The organism is Pseudorhodobacter sp. MZDSW-24AT, from assembly GCF_002794355.1.
In the GTDB taxonomy this organism is placed as follows: Bacteria; Pseudomonadota; Alphaproteobacteria; order Rhodobacterales; family Rhodobacteraceae; genus Pseudotabrizicola.
Genome location: NZ_PGOI01000012.1, coordinates 1 through 16,304, shown reverse-complemented (window position 1 = coordinate 16,304; position 16,304 = coordinate 1). Strand labels below are relative to the sequence as shown.

Below are 16,304 nucleotides of genomic sequence, written 5' to 3'. Positions count from 1 at the left end.
TCAGGATTTCCTAAACGCCTTTTTTCGGGAGCCGAAACCTGCCTTTTGCGGGGCAGCGGCCGAGAACACCAGTCTTTGCAACAGAATGAACAGAAAGAGAAGCCCGCCAATCACGATCTTGGTCCACCAACTGGACAAGGTGCCGTCAAAGACGATGTAGGTCTGCACCAGTCCTTGCAGCATGACGCCGATGAAAGTGCCCGCCACAAAGCCATAGCCGCCTGTCAGCAATGTGCCGCCGATCACCACGGCCGCGATGGCATCAAGCTCTACGCCCAAGGCGGAAAGCGAGTAACCCGCAGATGTATAAAGCGAAAACACAATTCCGGCGAGCCCCGCCAACGTGGAGGAGAGGGTGTAAACCAAGATCGTGGTGCGGGCGACGGGCACACCCATCAGGGCGGCTGAGGTTTCATTGCCGCCGAGCGCGTAGACATAAGAGCCAAACCGGGTGCGGTGCGCCAGGACGATGCCAAGCGCGAACACGGCCAGCATGATCATCGCAATGACAGTCAGTCGGCCGCCGCCGGGAAGCAGCACATAGCTGCGTGAAATGCTCGTATAAAGATCATGCTTGATGCCGATGCTGTCGGGCGACAGGACAGAGGCACCACCCCGGGCAAGAAACATGCCAGCCAGCGTGACGATGAAGGACGGCACTTTCAGATAATGGATGGCCGCCCCCATCACCGCTCCGAAACAGGCCGCCGTCACAAGCGTGATCGCGAACGCCATCAGCGGGTGCAGCCCGGCCCACATGATCAGCGTGGCAATCAGCACGGTGGAAAAGCCGATCACGGCCCCAACAGAAAGATCAATGCCCCCTGACAGGATCACAAAGGTCATTCCGACGGCGGCAATCCCCAGAAAAGCGTTGTCGGTCAGGAAATTGCCCAGCACCCGCGTCGAGAGCATCGACGGATATTGCAGCACGGCCGCGACATAGGCGAGCAGAAAGATGGCCGTGGTCGCCAGCAGGGGGCGCAGCGCGCGGTTCATTTGGCGCTCCTTTTCGGGGGCGGTGCAAGGGGGGGGAAGCGGCGGCTGATCCACTGGCCTGCCTGTGGCGATTGCAGGACAAGGATCAGGATGATGACCCCCGATTTGACCACAAGGTTAAACTGTGGCGAGAAGCCCGAGATCAGGATGCCGGTGTTCATCGCCTGAATGATCAGCGCACCCATCACCGACATCGGAATTGAAAATCGTCCGCCCAGCAAAGAGGTGCCGCCAAGCACCACGGCAAGGATGGCATCCAGTTCAAGCCAGAGGCCAGCGTTGTTGGCATCTGCGCCCCGAATGTCACCCGCGACGATCAACCCCGCGACGGCGGCGCAAAATCCGGCGAAACTGTAGACGAGCAACAGCAGGACGCGGCTTGAAATTCCGGCAAACCGGGCGGCAGAACGGTTGACCCCGACCGCTTCGATCAAAAGCCCAAGGGCCGTGCGCCGCACTGCCACGGTTGCCAGACACATCAACACAAAAGCGATCACCACCGGCATCGGCAGGCCGAGAAAGGCCCCGGTTCCGATATAGCTGAGGAGCGGATCGGAAAAGGTAACGATCGAGCCTTCGGTGATCAATTGCGCCAAGCCTCTTCCCGCCACCATCAGAACCAAGGTCGCGATGATCGGTTGGATGTCGAGATAGGTGACAAGAAGCCCGTTCCAGAAGCCACAAAGCAAACCTGCCAGCAAAGCCACCGGAATGGCGATTGCGGCCGGGGTTCCGGTGGAAACCATGACCGCCGCCACTGCGCCCGATATCGCCATCACCGCGCCGACCGACAGATCCACCCCTTTTGTTGCGATCACGGCCGTGACCCCGATGGCCAGAATGGCCACCGGTGCGCCACGGTTCAGGACGTCGATCAAACTTCCAAAGAAGCGCCCATCCTGCCACGTGATGCTGAAAAATCCGGGAAACAACAGCCAGTTGATGAACAATACGGCGGCGAGCGCCGCAAATTGCGGTCGCAAGAGCGCCGATTTCAGGGCATGCCGCCTCATGTCTGCGCCTCCAGAGCGTCTCGGTTGTCGGCAATGGCGGCCACGATCACAGCAGGGGTGATGTCCTCGCCATGCAGTTCCGCAACCATCTGGCGGTCCCGCATCACCACCACGCGGTTTGAGTAGGCCACCACTTCGTCAAGTTCGGAAGATATCACCAGAAGTGCCAGACCTTCTTCCCGCAAACGGGTGATGGTGCGCACGATTTCCGCATGGGCGCCCACATCGATGCCACGCGTCGGTTCGTCCAGAATCAGAAAGGTGGGGTCATTTGCCAGCCAGCGGGCCAAGATCACCTTTTGCTGGTTTCCGCCCGACAAAAGCTTGACGGGCATGTCATGATTGGCGGCGCGTATGTCCAGTTCATCGGCGTAGCGTCCGGCGATCTCATCCTGCTCGTCACGCCGCAGGGCGCGAAACCATCCCAGCTTGGCCTGTAGCGCGATAACAATATTTTCCCGCACCGAAAGCTCGCCAAAGATCCCGTCAACCTTGCGATCCTCGGGGCAAAAGCCAAAGCCCGCCCGAACGGCCTGTGCCGGATTGCGAAGGCTCACTCGGGTGCCATCGACCGTGATCTCACCTGTATCAGCGGTGTCCACCCCGAACATCAGCCGCGCCATCTCTGTCCGGCCAGAGCCCAACAGGCCCGCGACGCCCACCACCTCGCCCGCATGGAGTGACAGTGTGAAGGGGGCCACCCGTCCCGCGCGACCAAGCCCTGTGAAGGTGACCTTTTCGGGGCCTGTTGCCGCCTCCATCACGGGCAGGGTGCTATGCCCATAGGCCAGATCCTTGCCCAGCATCATGCGCACCACTTCTGTCGCCGTCAGCGTGCTCAAGTCGCGCGTTCCGATCAGTTGGCCGTTGCGCAGGATCGTCACGCGGTCTGCGACAGCAAAGACCTGATCGAGAAAATGCGTGATGAAGATGATGCCAAGCCCGCGTGCCTTCAGTTTTGCGACCACCTCAAACAGCTTGGCCACTTCGTTGCGGTCCAGACTGGCCGTTGGCTCGTCCAGAACCAGCACTTTTCCCGACAGTTCCACCGCACGCGCAATCGCCACAATCTGCTGCACGGCGACCGAAAAGCTTCCAAGTTCAGCGCGCACATCAATGTCGAGCCCATAGGCGGCCATCAGAGCGGTCGCCTCTGTGACAATCGCCTTTCGAGCGACAAGGCCAAAGCGGGTGGGTTGGCGACCCAAAAAAAGATTCTCCGCCACCGAGCGGTTGGGAAGCAGGTTCACCTCTTGATAAACCGTTCCAATCCCCGAGCCCTGTGCATCCAAAGGGTCGGTGAAGCGCAGCGGCGTGCCATCCAGAAAAATCTCGCCGCCGTCGGGTTGATAGGCGCCGGTCAAGATTTTGATCAGCGTCGATTTCCCGGCACCATTCTCGCCCAGCAGTGCATGCACCTCGCCGGGGTGCACGGCAAAATCAACGCCATCCAAGGCCCGGTGCTGCCCAAAGACCTTGACGATCCCCCGTGCCTCCAGCACCGGACGTGTTCCGTCTGCCATATCCTGCCCCCCGTCTCCTGCCTGCCACAGTTCTGCTTTTGCCGTCACAAGACAATCCGTCGGCGAAAGCTTTTCCGCCGACGGTGCCGTGAGGGGGCTCTCAGTAGCCCAAGCCCTTGCGGCGGTCGTATTCGCCTTGTGGGTCATCGGTGGGGGTATAAAGCTTGGATTCAGTGATGATGAACTTTTCGGGCATGGTGCCCGCGTTCAGGTAGGCGTCCAGTGCCGCAAACGCTGGTCCGGCCATGTTCGGCGTCAGCTCGACCGTGGCATTGGCTTCCCCTGCGGCCATGGCAGAGAAAATGTCTGGCACCGCGTCAATCGAAACCACCAGAATATCGGTGCCCGGCTTCAAGCCCGCATCCTTGATGGCCTGAATGGCACCCACGGCCATGTCGTCATTGTGGGCATAGACCGCGCAAATCCCGGCGCCCCCTCCCTCGGCCTTCAGGAAGCCTTCCATCACTTCCTTGCCTTTCGAGCGGGTGAAATCGCCAGTCTGGCTGCGGATGATCGAAATGTTGCTGGCTGCCGCGATGCCTTCTTCAAAGCCTTGTTTGCGGTTGATGGCGGGCGAAGAGCCGACGGTGCCTTGCAGCTCTACCACCTTGCAGTCTTTGTCGCCGACGGCCCCGACAAGCCATTCGCCTGCCACGCGGCCTTCTTTGACCTGATCGGAGGCCACCGAGGTCAGGTAAAGATCTTCCGGCGCGTCAATGCCGCGATCCAGCAGCACGACAGGAATTTCTGCATCCTTCGCTTCAGTCAGCACCTCTTCCCAACCGGTCGAAACAACCGGCGCGATCAAGATCGCATCAACGCCTTGCGCGATAAAGCCGCGCAGCGCCTTGATCTGGTTTTCCTGCTTTTGCTGGGCATCGGCAAACTTCAGATCAACTCCCAGACGCTCAGCCTCGGCCTTGGTCACCGAGGTTTCGGCCGCACGCCAGCCGGATTCCGACCCGATCTGTGAAAAGCCGATCACCTTGCCCGAAAGGCCCTCGGCATAAGCTGTCGAAGACATAAGGGCGCCGATACCCGCGACCAGCGCGAGTTTCTTGATAATGGACATGAATCCCTCCCTAGGATTGTGCGGCAGACGTCTCCTCCCGTCGACCTGCGGTCAGGCTAGCAAAAGTAATACTATATGTAAAATCCTATGTGCAGGCTTCGCAGACCCGTGGAAATGCCCAACTTTGGCGAGATTTTGTGCGCGTTTGACGCGTGTCAGGATCGATGAGCAAGCTGTCTCAAGTGTCTGATTTTTCACAAGGGTCTAATGTGCCAAGCACGGCCCTCATGCCGTGCTTCAGGGCCTGCGCGTCTGACGGCCCTGCAGCGCAGCTGCAACCGTCACGCAGACCTTGGCAGGCCCCGTCGCCGCAGTTCGTATCGACGCGGCTTCCTGCAGGCGCTGACCGATGTTTGGCAAAGCTCGAATCACGGATGCGTGAAACGTGCTCGGGCAAAGCTGTCTGGGACGATCGTTCCGTCACTTCACCTCAGCAGCCTTGCGGGCGCAACGCCCGTCGTGTGAAATCGACGTCGCGGCCCAGTGCCGCGGTCGGTCAGGAGGACGCCGTTGAGAATTCTCGCCTTTACCTGTGTCAAGAACGAAGGCCCATTTCTTTTGGAATGGCTTGCCTACAACCGCTTGATCGGGGTGACGGATTTTCTCATCTTCTCCAATGATTGCGAAGATGGCACGGATGCTCTGCTCGCACGGCTTTCCGATCATGGCGTCTTGCACCACAGGCCACAACGGGCAACCGCTGACAAAAGCGTTCAATGGCAAGCCCTGCAAAAGGTCGCCAAGGACAATCTGATCGCAGAATATGACTGGGCGCTCTTCCTTGATGTTGATGAATTTCCGCTGATCCATGCAGCAGGACATCGTCTTCCCGACGCGCTTGCTGCCTTGCCGCCCGAAGCGGATGCTCTTGCCATGCCATGGCGGCTTTTCGGGGCAAATGGGTTGGTGCGCTTTGAGGATCTTCCCGTCACGACCCAGTTCCTTCGATCGGCCCCCGAGGACGTGTTTCACCCCATCGCAGGCCGCTACATCAAAACACTGTTTCGACCACATAGATTTCAAAAGCCCGGCATTCACCGCCCCAAACGGCCTGAAGGCGGGCCTTTGCCGGTCTGGTATGATGGCGCAGGCCAGCCTTTGCCCGAAGCCTTTGCCGCGCGGGATGGTCAGATCGCGTTGCCAAGCCTGTCCGCCGGGCGCAGCCTGATCGAGCTCAATCATTATGCGCTGCGCTCGGTTGAAAGCTTCATCGTCAAATCCGATCGCGGACTCGCCAATCGGCGCGCCAAATCCATAGACCTAAGCTATTGGGTCGAGCGCAATTTCAACACGGTGGAAAACAAGGCGATCACGCGGTGGTCGGCGCAGTTGGCGCGGGAAATGAGTGGGCTCCGCGCCTTGCCGGGGATCGACGACCTGCATACTCAAGCCTGTCAATGGCATCGCGCGCGTTCGGCTGCGCTGATCCGCACGGAAATGGGATATCGGCTTTACCGCGATTGTCTGCACGCCGCAGACTCAGCAGTCCTGTCACGCCGTCTGGCGTTGCATCTGTATTCCCTCTTCGCCGATCTGCACGCGCAAGACGATTAAGGATTGACCGAAGTTGCCGACAGCACATCGGCAGCAAAGGAGATCAGCGGTGAACAGAAAAATGGAGGCGGGTATCGGAATCGAACCGATCTTCACGGATTTGCAATCCGGTGCATAGCCTGCCTGCCCACCCGCCTCGTGATGGGGAGCGAATAGCGCAGCTTGGCAGGGCATGCAAGGGCTGACTTGCACCTCTGGTCTGTCGGGATGCCGTTATGATAGGCAAAGAAAAACGGGAGACGGGCATGATCCTTGGCTACGCAGAACAAGGCGGACGGCTGATGCAACTGGCCGAAGCGCTGCCAGAACAAGCGCTTTGGCTCGATATGATCGCGCCCACAGGGGCCGAGGAAGCAAAGATCGAAGCGGCGTTGGGGCTGGATCTGCCCACCCGCGCAGACATGGAAGAAATTGAACAGTCCTCGCGGCTTTATACCGAGAACGGCGCCTTGTTTATGACCGTGATGCTGCCCGCCCATTCGGAAAGTGACGTGCCCGAGGTTGCTCCGGTGACGCTGGTCCTGACACAGCGTCATCTCATCACCATCCGCTATCACAGCCCAAAAGCCTTTGAGATGTTCACGCAGCGGGCGGCAAAAGGGGGGCTGGCCTGCGCGAGCGCAGAGGAAATCACCCTCTCGCTGATGGAAGTAATGGTCGACCGCTTGGCCGATGTGATGGAGCGCGTCGCCCGCGATATCGAAGCAATTTCGCGCAGCATCTTTGCCAAGGATGGCGCTCAGGCGCGCAAAGGCACCGGCTGGCGGTTGGTTCTGGAAGAAATCGGGCGCAAGGGTGACCTTGTTTCCACGTTGCGCGACAGTCTTGGCACGCTTGACAGGTTGACCGTGTTTTGGGGGCAACGTCTGCGTGATGAGCCTGACACCAAGGATCTGCGGGCACGGCTGAAGGATCTGACGTCAGATGCGCGCGGGCTTGAAGATCATGCCGCTTTCATGTCGCAAAAAATCAGTTTTCTGATGGATGCAACCCTTGGCCTGATCGGCATCGAGCAAAACGGGATCATAAAGATTTTCTCGGTGGCCTCCGTCGTCTTTCTGCCTCCCACGCTGATTGCCTCCATCTACGGCATGAACTTCGAACACATGCCCGAACTTTCGTGGCCCTATGCCTATCCCGCCGCACTTGCCGGAATGGTTCTGTCGGCTGTGCTGCCTTACCTCTATTTCAAACGGCGTGGCTGGCTTTGATCTCTGTCCTGTCTGAAAATGACGCGAGACGCGGCAAACTGCGATAGGGTTGTTCAAATTTGCAGAGCTCGGATCGCCTCTAGGGAGAGCTGCGCCACTTGATCTTGCCAAGTCAAAGGTTCACTACACTTTGGAAATCATTGGCGCGGGAACTCTATTTTCTTTGCGCTTTCGCCGGAAATGAGGCTCCTTTATGGCAAAACGTTTGATCATCGCAATCCTTCTGCTTGGCCTCGTGGTGGGCGGGATCGTGTGGTTCAAGTATTTCCGCGACGGCATGATCGCGCAGTTCATGGCGGGACGGGTGCCCCCGCCGGTGCCCGTCACCGCACAGATGGTGGAGCCGGTCACCTGGACACCTGGGATTGATGCCGTCGGCACGGCCATCTCGGCCCGGGGCGTTGATCTGGCGATTGAATCGGGCGGGCTGGTGCGCGCCATCAATTTTGCCTCGAACGACCGCGTGACCGAAGGCCAAACCCTGCTGAACATCGACGATGACAGCGAGCGCGCCTCGCTTGCGGCAGCGGAGGCGGCGCTCGGGGTGACCCGCGCCGAAGCCCAGCGGGCCGCAACGCTGACAGAACGCGGCGTGGGCACAGCCAACGCGGTTGAAACAGCGCAGGCGCAAGAGGAAAGCGCGCGCGCCCAAGTGGCGCAGGTGCAAACGGCTCTGGACGCCAAAACCCTGACAGCCCCTTTTGACGGCGTGATCGGCATTCCGCGGGTTGAGGTTGGCGAATATGTCAGCGCTGGCACCATCTATGCGACGCTGCAGGATCTGGATCAGATGTATGTGGATTTCACCGTGCCAGAACAACAGATCGGCGCGCTGGATCTGGGCCGCGCCCTAACCGTCAGCACCGATGTGGGCGCCTTCAGCGCCGAAGGTCGCATCACTGGCATCGAGCCGCAGGTGGACCCCAGAACCCGCCTTGTCTCGGTGCGCGCCGAAGTCGACAATCAGGATGCACAGCTTTTCCCGGGTCAGTTCTTGCGCGTGCGCGTGGCCTTGCCAGCCGAAGAAGGCGTGATCACGGTGCCGCAGACGGCCGTGATTTCCAGCCTTTATGGCGACTCGATCTATGTCGTGAAACCCGAAGGCGAGGAGTTGAAGGTCGAGCAGGTCTTTGTCCGCTTGGGCCGCCGCTCTGATGATCGGATCGAGGTGGTCGAAGGCATCGCGGCTGGTGATCAGATCGTGACCTCTGGGCAAAACCGCTTGTCCAATCAGGCGAAGGTGGTGATCGACACGTCGGTGGAACTCTCGCCGCCCGCGGCCAGCGAATAAGGAGCGGATGATGCATTTTTCCGAGCTTTTCATCCGCCGCCCTGTTCTTTCCTCGGTGCTGGCAGCACTGATCATGTTTCTCGGCCTCGCCGCCATGCTCAATCTTCCGGTGCGGCAATATCCCGAGGTGCAGGAAAGCGTGATTACCATCACCACGGTGTATCCCGGGGCCGCGCCCGAGCTGATCCAAGGGTTTGTCACGGCGCCGATCGCCTCGGCGGTCTCGACAACCGAAAACCTTGATTATGTGACGAGTGAGTCACGCCCTTCGGCATCCGTGGTGACGGTGCAAATGCGGCTGGGGGCTGATCCTGACATCGCGCTGACCGAGGTGATGTCAAAGGTGCAACAGGTGCGCGGTCAGTTGCCGCAAGATACGGAAGACCCGGTGATTGCCAAAGGCACAGGCATGACCTTCGCGCTGATGTATCTGGCGGTTCAAAACCCCAACATGACGCCCGAACAGCTGACCGAGTATCTGGAGCGTGTGGTGCGGCCGCGCGTGACCAACATTCAAGGTGTGGCGCAGATGGAGATCATGGGCGCCCAGAAATACGCGATGCGTGTCTGGCTCGATCCATTGCTGCTGTCGGCACGGGGTGTGACCGCATCCGAAGTTCTGGGGGCAATCCGGTCGTCCAACTTCCTTTCGGCGCCGGGCAAGACCGAGAATGAATACTTCACCTATTCGCTGACCCTCGACTCGACCATTCAAACACCCGAGGCCTTTGGCGCACTGCCAATCGGGCAGGGGGACAGCGGTGTGGTGCGTCTGCGCGACGTGGCGCGGATCGAGCTTGCGTCTGGCACCAACGATGCGATCGTGACCTTTGCAGGACAGCCGGGTATCTTCATCGGCATCATCCCGGCACCGGGCGAAAACCAACTCGATGTCGCAACCAATGTGCGCGAGGCCTTGCCGGCGTTGCAGGACACGCTTCCCACCGGCATGACCGTCGATCTGGTGTATGACTCCACCGAAACGATCTCTGCATCCATCTCGGAAGTGTTCAAGACCATCGCCGAGGCGGTGCTGATTGTTGTCGTGGTGATCCTCTTGTTCCTTGGATCATTCCGGTCGGTCTTGATGCCGATTGTCACCATTCCCCTGTCGCTTGTAGGGGTGTGCAGCGTCATGCTCGTGCTTGGCTATTCGATCAACCTGCTTACCTTGCTGGCGATGGTTCTGGCGATTGGTCTGGTGGTGGACGATGCCATCGTGGTGGTCGAAAACATCCACCGTCACATCGATGAAGGCATGACCCCGGCCGCCGCCTCGATCAAGGGGATGAAAGAGATCACCGGCCCCGTCATCGCCATGACGATCACACTGGCGGCTGTGCTTGCGCCCCTTGCCTTCACTGGCGGCCTCACGGGCGCGCTTTTCGCCGAGTTCGCGCTTACCCTTGCAGGATCGGTCGTGATTTCGGGGATCGTGGCCTTGACCATCACGCCCGCAATGTCGGCGCGTCTGCTCAGCCATGGGACGCCGGGGCGCTTTCAGCAGATCGTGGACCGCACCTTGGGTGGCTTGGCCAATTGGTATGAACGGCGGGTCTCGTCTTCGCTGGATTACCGCCCTGTGACCTTCCTCATGGTGGTTTCGCTCTTGGGCGCCACTGGCTTCATGTTTCTCAACACTTCTTCCGAGCTCGCGCCTGAAGAGGACAGCGGCGCGCTGTTCGCCATCATGAGCGGCCCGCGCTATGCGACGCTGGACTATACCGACGCCTTCACGCAAGAGGTGAGCCGTCGCACGGCCGACATCGAAGAAGTGCAAACATCCTTCTCGGTGGCTGGCATGGGCGGGGCCGGGAATACGGGGTTTTATATCTGGGCTCTCAAGGACTGGGCGCAGCGCACGCGGGGTCAGGCCGAGATTCAGGCGCAGATCCAAGGCATACTGGATGGCACGCCGGGCCTGCAAAGCTATGTCTTCGCTCCGCCCTCCTTGCCCGGTGCTGGAGGGGGCTTGCCGATCTCGATGGTGATCCAGTCCATCTACGCCCCCGAGCGCGTGGTTGAGATCGCCGAGGAAATCCGGATGCGGGCCATGCAATCGGGCATGTTCATCGTCGTGCAGAACAGCTTGTCTTTTGATGCGCCGCAAGTGCGGGTTACCATCGACCGTGACCGCGCGGCCCAATTGGGCGTCGCCGTCAGTGACATCGGCAGCACCCTTGGGCTGCTGGTGGGGGGCGGTGCCGTGGCGCAGTTCGACCGCGAGTCGAACAGCTATGACGTGATCATGCAGGTGCCAAAGGAATGGCGCGATAACCCCGAACGCTTGGGCGAATTTTTTGTGCGCTCCGGCACTGGGGCGATGGTGCCACTGTCCTCGGTGGTCAGCCTGCTGCCAACGGTTTCGGCGGCTTCGATTTCGCAGTTCAACCAGCTGAACTCTGCCAGCCTGTCCGCGATGCCGATGATCGGACTGTCAACCGGCGTGGCCTTGGCCGAGCTGGAGCGGATCGCCGATGAGGTGCTGCCCGACGGGTTCTTCGTGGATTACTCCGGCCAGTCGCGGCTGGAGAAGTCCGAAGGCAGCACAATCCTGTTGGCCTTTGCGGCTGCGATTGTGGTGATCTATCTGGTTCTGGCCGCGCAGTTCGAAAGCTTCCGCGACCCGCTGATCATCCTGATGTCCGTCCCGCTGTCGATCTTTGGGGCCGTGCTTCCCTTGTATCTCGGGGCGGGGACCTTGAACATCTACACGCAGGTCGGCCTGATTACTCTGATCGGTCTGATCACCAAGCATGGCATCCTGATGGTGGAGTTCGCCAACCAGCAGCGCGAAGAGCATAACCTGTCCCGGCGTCAGGCGATTGTGGCAGCGGCCAAAACTCGTTTGCGCCCCATTCTGATGACGACCTTTGCAATGGTTCTGGCGGTGGTGCCGCTGATCATTGCCGAAGGCGCGGGGGCGGCGGCACGGCAGGCGATGGGTCTGGTGATCTTTACTGGCCTGTTGATCGGCACCCTGTTCACGCTCTTTGTGGTGCCGGCCTTCTACACGCTGATCTCGCTGAGCGATTCGAAGTATCTGATGAAGAAGCGGCTGGTCGAGAAGCAGTTCGGCGCGGCCGAGGCGCACTGAAACATTCCCCTGCGCGCCCTTGGGCGCGCAGGGGCTGCGCCTTATTTGGCGCGGGTGGGGCGGTCAAAGACCTTCTTGCCCATCAGGCTGCCGACCAGATCGACCATCAGCCGTGCGGTCATGCCGCGATCATCCAGAAACGGGTTTAGCTCGACCAGATCCAGACTGGTGACCAGCCCAGATTCGTGCAGCAATTCCATCACCAGATGCGCCTCGCGGAAGGTGGTGCCGCCGGGGACGGTGGTGCCGACGGCGGGGGCGATGGCGGGGTCGAGGAAATCGACGTCGAGGCTGACATGCAGCATGCCGCCCGCCGCGCGGACCTGTTCGAGGAAGGCGCGCAAGGGGGCGACCACGCCGTGTTCGTCCAGCACCCGCATATCATTGATGGCGATGTCATGGTCGAGCAAGGCGGCGTGTTCGGCGGGGTCGACGGAGCGGATGCCGTAGAGGCAGATCCTTTCGGCCGGGATGGGTGCGGGGAAGGGGGGGAAGGCGTCAAAGCCGTCGCGCCCCGCGATATAGGCCACCGGGGTGCCGTGGAGGTTGCCGCTGGTGGTGGTGAGGGGGGTGTGGAAATCGGAATGGGCGTCCAGCCAGAGAAGGAAGAGCGGGCGGCCCGCGCGGGCGGCATGGGCCGCGGCGCCTGCCACCGAGCCCAAGGCAAGGGAGTGATCCCCTCCCATCACGATGGGGAGGGCGCCTTCGGTCAGGGCCTCGGCGACCCGGGTGGAGAGGATCTGGGTCCAGCCCAGCACCTCGTCCAAGGAATGGACGGCGGGGTTGGGGCAGGGCGGGGCCGCGACCTTGGGGCAGGTAAGGTCGCCCCAGTCGGACAGGGGATGGCCTTGGTCTGTGATGGCCTGTGCGAGCCCTGCGACCCGGTAGGCGGCGGGGCCCATCAGGCAGCCGGGGCGGCGTTGGCCCGCGTCGATGGGGGCGCCGATGAGGATGGTTCTGGGCATGGTCTGTCCTTTGTTTTGGGGGATCATGGCCCATCCGGTCCGGCAATTCACCCCGATTCTGAACCGGCCGCGTTCCACTGTGTTACAGGTCCGCCAAACCAATGGAATCAAGGGCTTGGTCTTTTGAATTTACGAGGGCTTAACCTTTGGCCCCCCATTTCCCCCCCACATCCGCAGGCTTTTCGACGCGCAGGCACTTTGTGCCACTTTCTGGCTTGACGCCCCTGTGGCGCGCGTATATCAGCCCCCTATCGCGCGGTTGTAGCTCAGTTGGTTAGAGTACCGGCCTGTCACGCCGGGGGTCGCGGGTTCGAGCCCCGTCAACCGCGCCACTTGATTTGCTCAGAGAGCCTTGAACGCCCACACGCAGCCGTGTGGGCGTTTTTGTTTGCGGCAGACAGAGGAGGGGCGCGATGATCGAGGCTGTGCAAAGCGGTTTGCCCTTTGCGCCTTGGGCCGATCCGCGCACGCGGCGGCTGCCGGGGACGCTGCCGCTTGAGATGGCCGACTGGCTGCGGGTGGATGAGGCCTATGCCGCCCAGATGGCTTTGCGGGATGCGTTGATCGCCACGCGAGAGGCCGAAGTGGTGGCCGCGCTGCCGCAGGCGGCCGAAGCGGTGGCCGAGCTTTATGACTTTACGCTGGCGCGGCTGCCGCAAGGATTCGTGCGCGCGCGGGACAGCATCACCCGCCCTGATGGGGTGCGGGTTGCGCTGGATGCCACGCGCCCGCTGCACACGCTGGGGCGGTTGGTGCAGGAAGACCTGTGCCTGATGCAAGAGACCGCGCCGGGGCAACATGGGCTGACGGCGGCGGTCTTGTGCTTTCCGGCGGGCTGGACGCTGGCGGAAAAGCTGGGGCGGCCCTTGATGCGAATGCACAGGCCGGTGGCAAGCTATACCGAAGACATCGGGCGCCGTGTGCAGCGGTTGATGGAGGGGGTGCGGGTGGAGGCACCGCTGTGGCGGGCCAATGCGCATCATTCGCGGGCGCCGCTGTTCAACCCGCAGGCCGAGGATGCGGCCAAGGACACGGTGGCGCAAGGCGAGATGCCCTTTATCCGGTCTGAGCGGCAATGCCTGATCCGACTGCCGCAAAGCCGCGCGGTGCTGTTTTCAATTCACACCTATCTGGTGCGGATCGCGGATCTGACGCCCGCGCAGGCGGCGGCGCTCGCCGAGCATCCGATTCACCGCGCGCTGTAACTGCGCTTTGCACTGGCCTGACCGCAAAGGAAAAGCCGCCCCGAAGGGCGGCTTTTGTGCTTTGCCGTGCTGCGATCAGCAGGAGTAATACATCGCGTATTCGATCGGGTGGGGCGTATGCTCGTAGGCATAGACCTCTTCCCATTTCAGCGCCATGTAGCCTTCGAGCTGGTCACGGGTGAACACGTCACCGGCGAGCAGGAAGTCCATGTCTTTTTCCAGCTCTTCCAGCGCTTCGCGCAGGCTGCCGCACACGGTGGGGATCGCTGCCAGTTCTTCGGGCGGCAGATCATACAAGTCTTTGTCCGAAGCCGGGCCCGGATCGATCTTGTTGGTGATGCCGTCGAGGCCAGCCATCAGCAGGGCTGCGAAAGCCAGATAGGGGTTGGCCGCCGGATCGGGGAAGCGGGCTTCCACGCGCTTGGCTTTGGGCGATTCCGTCCACGGAATACGGACGCAACCCGAGCGGTTGCGGGCCGAGAAGGCGCGCAGAACCGGAGCTTCGAAGCCCGGGATGAGACGCTTGTAGGAGTTGGTGGACGGGTTGGTCAGGGCGTTGAGCGCCTTGGCGTGCTTGAGGATACCGCCGATGAAATACAGCGCCTCTTGGCTGAGGTCGGCGTATTTGTCGCCTGCGAACAGCGGCTTGCCATCTTTCCAGATCGACATGTTCACGTGCATCCCCGAGCCGTTGTCGCCCTTCATGGGCTTGGGCATGAAGGTCACGGTCTTGCCATAGGCGGCCGCGACGTTGTGGATGACGTATTTGTATTTCTGGATGTTGTCGGCCTGTTCGGTCAGACCACCGAAGATCATGCCGAGTTCGTGCTGGCAGGTCGCCACTTCGTGGTGGTGTTTATCCACCTTGATGCCCATGCGCTTCATCGTGGAGAGCATTTCGCCCCGGATGTCTTGCGCTTCGTCAATCGGGTTGACGGGGAAATAGCCGCCCTTGTGGGCTGCGCGGTGGGCGAGGTTGCCCCCTTCCATTTCGGCATCGGTGTTCCAGGCGGCGGCTTCGGCGTCGATCTGGAACGACACTTTTTGCGGCGTCACGGAATAGCGCACGTCGTCGAACAGGAAGAATTCCGCCTCGGGGCCGCAATAGAAGGCGTCGCCGATCCCGGAGGATTTCAGGTAGGCTTCGGCTTTCAGCGCGGTGCCGCGCGGATCGCGCGAGTAGGATTCGCCGGTGTCGGGTTCGACCACGGTGCAATGCACGCACATGGTTTTTTCCGCATAGAACGGGTCGATGTAGACCGAGGTCGCATCGGGGATGAGTTTCATGTCGGACTGGTCGATCGACTTCCAGCCGGCGATGGAGGAGCCGTCGAACATGAAGCCTTCTTCAAAGAAGTCTTCGTCCACCAGATCCGCCACCAGCGTCACGTGCTGGAGCTTGCCTTTGACGTCGGTGAAGCGGATGTCGACATATTCGACTTCTTCATCCTTCATCAGTTTCAGAGCTGTTTTGATCGCGCTCATCATGCTGCCTTTCGGTTACTTGAGTGTTACAGTGCAGGCCAAGCGGGCCTGATGTTCGGGGGCGGGTCAGACGGCGTCGTCGCCGGTTTCACCCGTGCGGATGCGGATCGCCTGTTCGACCGAGGAGACGAAGATCTTGCCATCGCCGATCTTGTCGGTGCGGGCGGCCGCGATGATGGCGGCGACGGCCTGATCGACCATATCGTCGGTCAGGATCACCTCGATCTTCACCTTGGGCAGGAAATCCACCACATATTCAGCGCCACGGTAAAGTTCGGTATGGCCTTTCTGGCGGCCAAACCCTTTGACCTCGGTCACCGAGAGGCCTTGGATGCCGGCTTCTTGCAGGGCTTCCTTGACCTCATCGAGCTTGAAGGGCTTGATGATTGCCTCAATCTTCTTCATGGGCCGCACTCCCCCGCGTCGTGGCTTTTTGTCTGTCTGATGATGTCTGATCATTTCTTGCGCGCCGGGACAATTGTGGACGGTGCAAGGGCGGAGTGGAAGCCGGGGAATCCGTGGCGGGTGATTAAATTATGTGCGTTGCGATGAAATATGGTGCGGTTTGAGAACGAAATGAGCGGGGATATGGCGGAACTTCTGACATCTGCACAAATGCGCGCCATTGAGGCGGCGGCGATGGCCTCGGGGAGGCTGTCGGGGGCGGCGCTGATGGAGCGGGCGGGCGCGGCGGTGGTGGCAGAGATTTTGGCGCGCTGGCCGGAGCTGGCGGCGCCCCCCGGCACGGCGCGGGTGCTGTGCGGGCCGGGCCATAACGGGGGCGATGGCTATGTGGTGGCGCGGCTGCTGGCGGAGCGGGGGTGGGCGGTGACGGTGCATGCCTATGGCGACCCCGCGCGGCTGCCGCCCGACGCGGCGGCGATGCGCG

The 16,304-nt window shown here is 61.0% G+C and carries 13 protein-coding genes and 2 tRNA genes; 7 read left to right on the top strand and 8 right to left on the bottom strand.

The window, feature by feature from the left end:
• From yjfF to ytfQ, 4 genes are all read right to left on the bottom strand, one after another.
• On the bottom strand, positions 1 to 999 hold the full coding sequence (yjfF, locus tag CUR21_RS15620) for a galactofuranose ABC transporter, permease protein YjfF (protein ID WP_100198006.1): 999 nt from the start codon (positions 997 to 999) through the stop codon (positions 1 to 3).
• Positions 996 to 2,012 carry an ABC transporter permease gene (locus CUR21_RS15615; protein ID WP_100198005.1) on the bottom strand — a complete coding sequence of 339 codons (1,017 nt, stop codon included), beginning with the start codon at positions 2,010 to 2,012 and terminating at the stop codon, positions 996 to 998. The genes yjfF and CUR21_RS15615 overlap by 4 nt, the downstream gene beginning before the upstream one ends.
• Positions 2,009 to 3,535, bottom strand: coding sequence for a sugar ABC transporter ATP-binding protein (locus CUR21_RS15610; RefSeq protein WP_100198004.1), 1,527 nt, complete (start codon positions 3,533 to 3,535; stop codon positions 2,009 to 2,011). The genes CUR21_RS15615 and CUR21_RS15610 overlap by 4 nt, the downstream gene beginning before the upstream one ends.
• 100 nt (positions 3,536 to 3,635) lie before the next feature.
• Positions 3,636 to 4,607, bottom strand: a complete 972-nt coding sequence (gene ytfQ / locus CUR21_RS15605) for a galactofuranose ABC transporter, galactofuranose-binding protein YtfQ (RefSeq protein ID WP_100198003.1) — start codon at positions 4,605 to 4,607, stop codon at positions 3,636 to 3,638.
• A gap of 510 nt (positions 4,608 to 5,117) precedes the next feature.
• Here ytfQ and CUR21_RS15600 point away from each other — a divergent pair.
• Positions 5,118 to 6,161, top strand: coding sequence for a glycosyltransferase family 2 protein (locus CUR21_RS15600; protein ID WP_157792040.1), 1,044 nt, complete (start codon positions 5,118 to 5,120; stop codon positions 6,159 to 6,161).
• 62 nt (positions 6,162 to 6,223) lie between these two features.
• Here the strand turns inward: CUR21_RS15600 and CUR21_RS15595 are convergent.
• Positions 6,224 to 6,297: transfer RNA gene (locus CUR21_RS15595), tRNA-Cys, on the bottom strand.
• 109 nt (positions 6,298 to 6,406) lie between these two features.
• Between CUR21_RS15595 and corA the strand changes: the two genes are divergently transcribed.
• The 3 genes from corA (at position 6,407) to CUR21_RS15580 (ending at position 11,760) form a co-directional block, all read left to right on the top strand.
• Positions 6,407 to 7,372, top strand: a complete 966-nt coding sequence (gene corA / locus CUR21_RS15590) for a magnesium/cobalt transporter CorA (protein WP_100198001.1) — start codon at positions 6,407 to 6,409, stop codon at positions 7,370 to 7,372.
• 193 nt (positions 7,373 to 7,565) lie between these two features.
• Positions 7,566 to 8,663, top strand: a complete 1,098-nt coding sequence (locus tag CUR21_RS15585; RefSeq protein ID WP_100198000.1) for an efflux RND transporter periplasmic adaptor subunit — start codon at positions 7,566 to 7,568, stop codon at positions 8,661 to 8,663.
• Between the two features lie 10 nt (positions 8,664 to 8,673).
• Positions 8,674 to 11,760 carry an efflux RND transporter permease subunit gene (locus CUR21_RS15580; RefSeq protein ID WP_100197999.1) on the top strand — a complete coding sequence of 1,029 codons (3,087 nt, stop codon included), beginning with the start codon at positions 8,674 to 8,676 and terminating at the stop codon, positions 11,758 to 11,760.
• A 41-nt stretch (positions 11,761 to 11,801) separates the two neighbouring features.
• Here CUR21_RS15580 and rocF read toward each other — a convergent pair whose 3' ends face one another.
• Positions 11,802 to 12,725 carry an arginase gene (gene rocF, locus CUR21_RS15575; protein WP_100197998.1) on the bottom strand — a complete coding sequence of 308 codons (924 nt, stop codon included), beginning with the start codon at positions 12,723 to 12,725 and terminating at the stop codon, positions 11,802 to 11,804.
• A 255-nt stretch (positions 12,726 to 12,980) separates the two neighbouring features.
• Between rocF and CUR21_RS15570 the strand changes: the two genes are divergently transcribed.
• Both CUR21_RS15570 and CUR21_RS15565 read left to right on the top strand, forming a co-directional pair.
• Positions 12,981 to 13,057 (top strand) — tRNA-Asp (locus tag CUR21_RS15570).
• An 81-nt stretch (positions 13,058 to 13,138) separates the two neighbouring features.
• The gene (locus tag CUR21_RS15565) at positions 13,139 to 13,930 is read left to right on the top strand and encodes a DUF3445 domain-containing protein (RefSeq protein WP_100197997.1); all 792 of its coding nucleotides are present in this window, start codon (positions 13,139 to 13,141) and stop codon (positions 13,928 to 13,930) included.
• A gap of 75 nt (positions 13,931 to 14,005) precedes the next feature.
• Here CUR21_RS15565 and glnA read toward each other — a convergent pair whose 3' ends face one another.
• Positions 14,006 to 15,415 carry a type I glutamate--ammonia ligase gene (gene glnA / locus CUR21_RS15560; RefSeq protein ID WP_100197996.1) on the bottom strand — a complete coding sequence of 470 codons (1,410 nt, stop codon included), beginning with the start codon at positions 15,413 to 15,415 and terminating at the stop codon, positions 14,006 to 14,008.
• A gap of 66 nt (positions 15,416 to 15,481) precedes the next feature.
• Positions 15,482 to 15,820 (bottom strand): P-II family nitrogen regulator, encoded by a 339-nt coding sequence (locus CUR21_RS15555; protein ID WP_100197995.1) that lies wholly within the window; start codon positions 15,818 to 15,820, stop codon positions 15,482 to 15,484.
• A gap of 183 nt (positions 15,821 to 16,003) precedes the next feature.
• On the opposite strand from CUR21_RS15555, the gene CUR21_RS15550 reads away from it, so the two are divergent.
• On the top strand, positions 16,004 to 16,304 hold a 301-nt coding region (locus tag CUR21_RS15550), incomplete at its 3' end, for an NAD(P)H-hydrate epimerase (RefSeq protein WP_304528569.1).

What these genes read in the sequence shown, in the direction of transcription:
- yjfF (WP_100198006.1), bottom strand. Translation starts at nt 999, where the DNA reads ATGAACCGCGCGCTGCGCCCCCTGCTGGCGACCACGGCCATCTTTCTG.
- CUR21_RS15580 (WP_100197999.1), top strand. Translation starts at nt 8,674, where the DNA reads ATGCATTTTTCCGAGCTTTTCATCCGCCGCCCTGTTCTTTCCTCGGTG.
- ytfQ (WP_100198003.1), bottom strand. Translation starts at nt 4,607, where the DNA reads ATGTCCATTATCAAGAAACTCGCGCTGGTCGCGGGTATCGGCGCCCTT.
- glnA (WP_100197996.1), bottom strand. Translation starts at nt 15,415, where the DNA reads ATGAGCGCGATCAAAACAGCTCTGAAACTGATGAAGGATGAAGAAGTC.
- CUR21_RS15565 (WP_100197997.1), top strand. Translation starts at nt 13,139, where the DNA reads ATGATCGAGGCTGTGCAAAGCGGTTTGCCCTTTGCGCCTTGGGCCGAT.
- CUR21_RS15610 (WP_100198004.1), bottom strand. Translation starts at nt 3,535, where the DNA reads ATGGCAGACGGAACACGTCCGGTGCTGGAGGCACGGGGGATCGTCAAG.
- CUR21_RS15555 (WP_100197995.1), bottom strand. Translation starts at nt 15,820, where the DNA reads ATGAAGAAGATTGAGGCAATCATCAAGCCCTTCAAGCTCGATGAGGTC.
- CUR21_RS15615 (WP_100198005.1), bottom strand. Translation starts at nt 2,012, where the DNA reads ATGAGGCGGCATGCCCTGAAATCGGCGCTCTTGCGACCGCAATTTGCG.
- rocF (WP_100197998.1), bottom strand. Translation starts at nt 12,725, where the DNA reads ATGCCCAGAACCATCCTCATCGGCGCCCCCATCGACGCGGGCCAACGC.
- corA (WP_100198001.1), top strand. Translation starts at nt 6,407, where the DNA reads ATGATCCTTGGCTACGCAGAACAAGGCGGACGGCTGATGCAACTGGCC.
- CUR21_RS15585 (WP_100198000.1), top strand. Translation starts at nt 7,566, where the DNA reads ATGGCAAAACGTTTGATCATCGCAATCCTTCTGCTTGGCCTCGTGGTG.